The organism is SAR202 cluster bacterium, from assembly GCA_009392515.1.
Classification (GTDB): Bacteria; Chloroflexota; Dehalococcoidia; order Lucifugimonadales; family UBA6952; genus UBA6952.
The window spans coordinates 1-4,707 of sequence record VFGE01000027.1; the positions used below are offsets into that span (position 1 = coordinate 1).

Sequence of the window (4,707 nt, forward strand, 5' to 3'; positions counted from 1 at the left end):
ATTTCCATCTCTCCAGCTAGTGAATGCAATTTTAGTTCCATCATGAGACCATGTAGGGTAGTAATCTGTATTAATATGATTTGTTAGACGAGTTTGGTTCGTACCATCAGCATCCATGGTATAGATTTCATAATTTCCGTCTCTATTTGACGCAAATACAATTTTTGTCCCATCGGGTGACCATGAAGGGAATTGATCATTTGTCAGATTATTTGTAAGCCGAGTTTCATTTCCACCATGTACATTTATAGAGTAAATTTCATAGTTAGTATCATTGGTATCTCTGTTAGATGCAAAAACGATTATTTGTTTTTCATCTTCATCATCATTCCCACAACAAGATGGATTGATATCGCCAGAGTTAGGACTTAGATTTAGATTTGGATTGATCGTATGAGTCCACTCACCAGGATTTAATGAATCTAGAGTAGTATAATTTAGGACAATATTTTCGTTATTTATTCCGGGTTCTTCAGGAAAATCAACCAGGAGATCCATATCTTTGAAATTTTGAATACTAGTAGTTCCTTGGTTTTTTACTGTTGCTTCGAAATTGCAACCATCTAGTATTCTGACATTTGTCATTACTAAATTAGTAGATAACTTTTCGTTTGCAATTACCGAAGCATTATTGACATCTTGGGATATTTCAACACTATTTTCTATCGTAGTTTTACTGAACAAGATAAATACAGTAAAGAGAACTGTAAGTACTAGTCCAGAAGTAATAGCTGGAGACATTATCCGTTCCTGCTGAAAAGCTTTCTATCTGATATTCCATTTACAGTAGTGTATTGAATATAATGTCCGTCATCATCTATTTTGTCAGCATCAGATAGGAGTATTGATACTTGTAATGTGTCACCACGATTCCAAGATGTTGCTGGAGCTGCCCATACTTTGCTTTTACCTGCACAATCTATCCCTGCAATATCTGTTCCACAATAGGTTAGAATATCATAACGCGGAGCTGAAGCACCTTCTTTAATAAGAAATAAATCTGACTTGGATATAGCAAGTATAGGTTTTGTTCCAACGTTTTTTACCCATGCCTGTATGGATCTACCGTCACTTGGTGCGCTTACAGCAATGATTTCTACATTTGTCCCTATTTGGGTGGACATTTCTCTCTGGGCAGTAGCAACAGAATTGCTACTATCAGCAATAGAAGGGACTATTGTTGCAATAATTAGACCTGCTCCTGTAACAGCAGCAATGACGAGTAATCCTGTTACGATAACTTTTTCCAATATTCACTCTCACTGAAATATATTATTAAACACTTGGTGGTAATTCTTTATTTTCAAAATCCGGAGAATTTTTAATAACTTCATGAAGTTCCATTAGACATTGTGCGTAATCAGTCGATGAAAACGGTTGTGTAATGTGTGATGGTTCTAATATATCAAGGTCGGCCATAGCTTTTACAATGAGTCGCATCGATAAAGAATCTAGGTGCCCGGAATTTTGATATGCCTCAAGAAAAGGAAGCATTTGGGTTAATGAAACCCCTCTCATTTTTACAGTTCCTAACCATCCAGTTAGATTGGCTACAAGATCGCCACTCTTTGGCATAAGTTTCGTTACTTGTGAAGATTCTATTTGAAAATTTAATACTGAAGACCCCTCGGTAACACTATGTACTGTTATAGATTCAGGTTCACTATCTTCATTTGATTCATTGGTATTATCTTCACTACTAAATTCTTCGTTGTACTCATTGGTTTCACTTGAATTTTCTTCAGTTACCGTTGGAGGAATTTGTCGTATTTCAGAATTTACTTTTGAAGATGAAGGTTGGGCAAAGATATTAGAATCTTTCATTACCAACTCCCTCATATCGATAAGGGTTTGTTTGATTTCAGTCTTAAGAAGATCTACTTCATCCTGAAGCGTTTGAATTTGTGCTTCTAATTCACTGGGTGTATCGGCCATTTTTTACCCTTTCATCCAAAATATTCCAGGAGTGTCGATACATATCAACACTCCCGAAAAAGTATTTAAAACTATTGTAAGATAACTTACTTAATTACTACACATTCATATTTTTGGATAATTCAACTGGGGTTCTACCTTGAACGGACACAATTGCTCCGTCACGTGGGAAAACTTCAATTTTCCATTCTTCATTTACTACTAGACAACCTGCAGCAAGTGTAACTGTAATTTCAACAATTTCCCCTTTATCAACAACGTCTCCACTACCAGTTAGCCACAGTGATGTAGCGGTTTGAATACAAGCTCCAGCAGCACCACCAAGCTGAATAGTTTCAGCTGCAGTTGATTCATCAGAATACTGAACTAATGTTATGTCGTCAGCTAGTGAAATTGCTTTAGCACCAGGTGAAGGTGCCAATTTAAAAGCAACCGATTCAACATCCGCAAATGCTGGCCCTGCTCCTCGAGCAACGAGAATGGAATCACCTCTTGGGGCTAGTGTAGATTGTGTTTCAGTTTGAGCCGTAGAAATAGCATCTTCTGCATTTGAAGTAGCACCAAGTCCTGCGTTCAAAATCGCAAAAGCAAATACTGCTGCTACCACCACAAAAGCAATTAGAATGATTGCTGTTTCTAGACCGGTAATACCACGTTCATCTTTCCAAAAAGATCGAACTGATCCTTGAATTTTAGCAAGACTCATTTTAATACCCTCCAAAAAAATTAATAAAATCTGGAAATATCCTAAGATATGTTAATGGTTACATGATATTTTAGCAAGGTGTTTTGATCAATGTATAACTTATCTATTTTGCATTTAGACCTCATTGACCTTTTCGAAACTTCAATTAGTATGCTAAACTATCAGGAATGTAGAATATATACTAGGAATTAGTAACGTAACCATATAGTAACGTAACCATATAGGATTGTTTATGAAAATTATGTCTCAATTCACTGAATTCTATAAAGCCAAAGTGTTTTTATTATTGTTTGTATTACCGTTAATTTTTGTTATGTCTTGTGGCGGTGACGAAGAGGAAGGAGAAGCTACACCTGATAATGCCCAAGAAGCTGCTTACCAGGCTGCTCTTGAACGAGCAAAAACAGGTGCTAGTGGAGACACATTAGATACATCTGCTACTTCTTCTAGTTCACAAAATACCCAACCAACACCTACACCACAACCAATTCTGATTAATAGTAGAGAAGAGGCACAATTATTATTATGGCAACATTTAACAACTTGTCGAAGAATGGATACTCCAGAAATTACTTCTCATATGCTTGAAAATAATTCAGGCGAAAAAGAGTATCATTTGTATCCTAGTACTACAGCAAAAAACGAATTTGGTGTTTGGAAAATTAATGAAAAAGTAGGTACCCTAATTCCCCAAAATGCAATTGCAACCTCTTGGGATGAGTGGGTAACAAGTGGGTTAGAAGACACAGTTGCAAAAAAATGTGATTCTATATTAGAAAAAAACATTCCATCTCAATTTGTTGATCCAATAGTTAAGCAAGACAGAGATGCAGCAGTTATAGTTTGGACGTACTTATCAAAATGTTATCCAGATTTAGAAACAAATTATTTGACACCAAATCCAAATGCTGCTGAAGGTGGTTTTGTAGTCAAAAGTAGTGCTAATTCGAAAACTGATCATGGTTTATGGAATGTGAAAGTAGATGGAACTTTGACTCCTATGAATCCAAAAGCTCAAGAACGAGATTCAGAAATTACTAGCGGACAGTGTAAAAATCTTATTAAATCGGAGACAGAAGCAATTTCTGCTATATGGGCATATATCGTCAAGTGTAATCCACTATTAGACATAAACGATCTTGATGCTAACTGGGATCCTAAAGAAGATGATTGGGTTGTGATAACGAAAAAAACTGCTCAAATCAGATTACTAAATCCTGAACCAGATCATGGTATTTGGAGGGTATCACGTGATGCTCAAATCACGGCTGATAATGTAACGGCCCAAACTGAAAAAATTAGAGCAGATCAAGGTACAGAGAAATGTTAGGTAATGTATTTGTCTAAATTATTATGTAGATTAACACTAGAAATAAAATGATAAATAACGAAACATTAGATACTATGATGAATGTTGGCGGTGGTATCGCCAACCTACTAATAATTTTACTCATTGTCTGTGCAGTATTTTTTGGGATAATTCTAATTTTTATGATTATCTGGGCTTTAGCTAGTTGGTATTTTGCCATGAGGCGTGGTATTCAAGAAAGAAAAGATGCCATCGATGAACGTATCAGGCAATTAGAGCAAGAGAATTCTGAATTTACTTCAACTTTACAATATTTTAGAGATTTGAATTTAAAAATTGATGTATTAATGGAACGTACATCATTTTTCCAGGAAAATCTCACAAAATTATTGATTGAGGGTAATCAGGTTCGATATGTGGAAATGCCAAAAGAAGAATCTGAAATTCAGATTCTAAATGTCGATGAAGGAAAAGAAAAAACAAATGATGCAACAGTATCATTAGACGATGAGGAAGAAGAAACCGGTCCATCGATACAGACAGTCTCATTAGATGAAGAGGAAGAGGAAACTGGTCCATCGATACAGACAGTGTCATTAGATGAAGAGGAAGAAGAAACTGGTCCATCGATACAGACAGTGTCATTAGATGAAGAGGAAGAAGAAACTGGTCCATCGATACAGACAGTGTCATTAGATGAAGAGGAAGAAGAAACTGGTCCATCGATACAGACAGTGTCATTAGATGAAGAGGAAGA

The 4,707-nt window shown here is 36.0% G+C and carries 6 protein-coding genes; 2 read left to right on the forward strand and 4 right to left on the reverse strand.

Annotation, left to right across the window (positions count from 1 at the left end; translation table 11 throughout):
* The 4 genes from FI695_03615 to FI695_03630 form a co-directional block, all read right to left on the reverse strand.
* Nucleotides 1-498, reverse strand: a 498-nt coding sequence (locus FI695_03615; GenBank protein MQG51047.1) for a hypothetical protein, incomplete at its 3' end; no start/stop codon positions are given.
* A 242-nt stretch (nt 499-740) separates the two neighbouring features.
* Nucleotides 741-1,250 carry a hypothetical protein gene (locus FI695_03620; protein ID MQG51048.1) on the reverse strand — a complete coding sequence of 170 codons (510 nt, stop codon included), beginning with the start codon at nt 1,248-1,250 and terminating at the stop codon, nt 741-743.
* A gap of 25 nt (nt 1,251-1,275) precedes the next feature.
* Nucleotides 1,276-1,935, reverse strand: a complete 660-nt coding sequence (locus FI695_03625; GenBank protein ID MQG51049.1) for a hypothetical protein — start codon at nt 1,933-1,935, stop codon at nt 1,276-1,278.
* Between the two features lie 97 nt (nt 1,936-2,032).
* The gene (locus FI695_03630) at nt 2,033-2,641 is read right to left on the reverse strand and encodes a hypothetical protein (GenBank protein MQG51050.1); all 609 of its coding nucleotides are present in this window, start codon (nt 2,639-2,641) and stop codon (nt 2,033-2,035) included.
* 232 nt (nt 2,642-2,873) lie between these two features.
* Here FI695_03630 and FI695_03635 point away from each other — a divergent pair, with 232 nt between their 5' ends.
* Together FI695_03635 and FI695_03640 are read left to right on the forward strand one after the other, a co-directional pair.
* On the forward strand, nt 2,874-3,971 hold the full coding sequence (locus tag FI695_03635) for a hypothetical protein (GenBank protein MQG51051.1): 1,098 nt from the start codon (nt 2,874-2,876) through the stop codon (nt 3,969-3,971).
* A 47-nt stretch (nt 3,972-4,018) separates the two neighbouring features.
* On the forward strand, nt 4,019-4,707 hold a 689-nt coding region (locus FI695_03640; GenBank protein ID MQG51052.1), incomplete at its 3' end, for a hypothetical protein.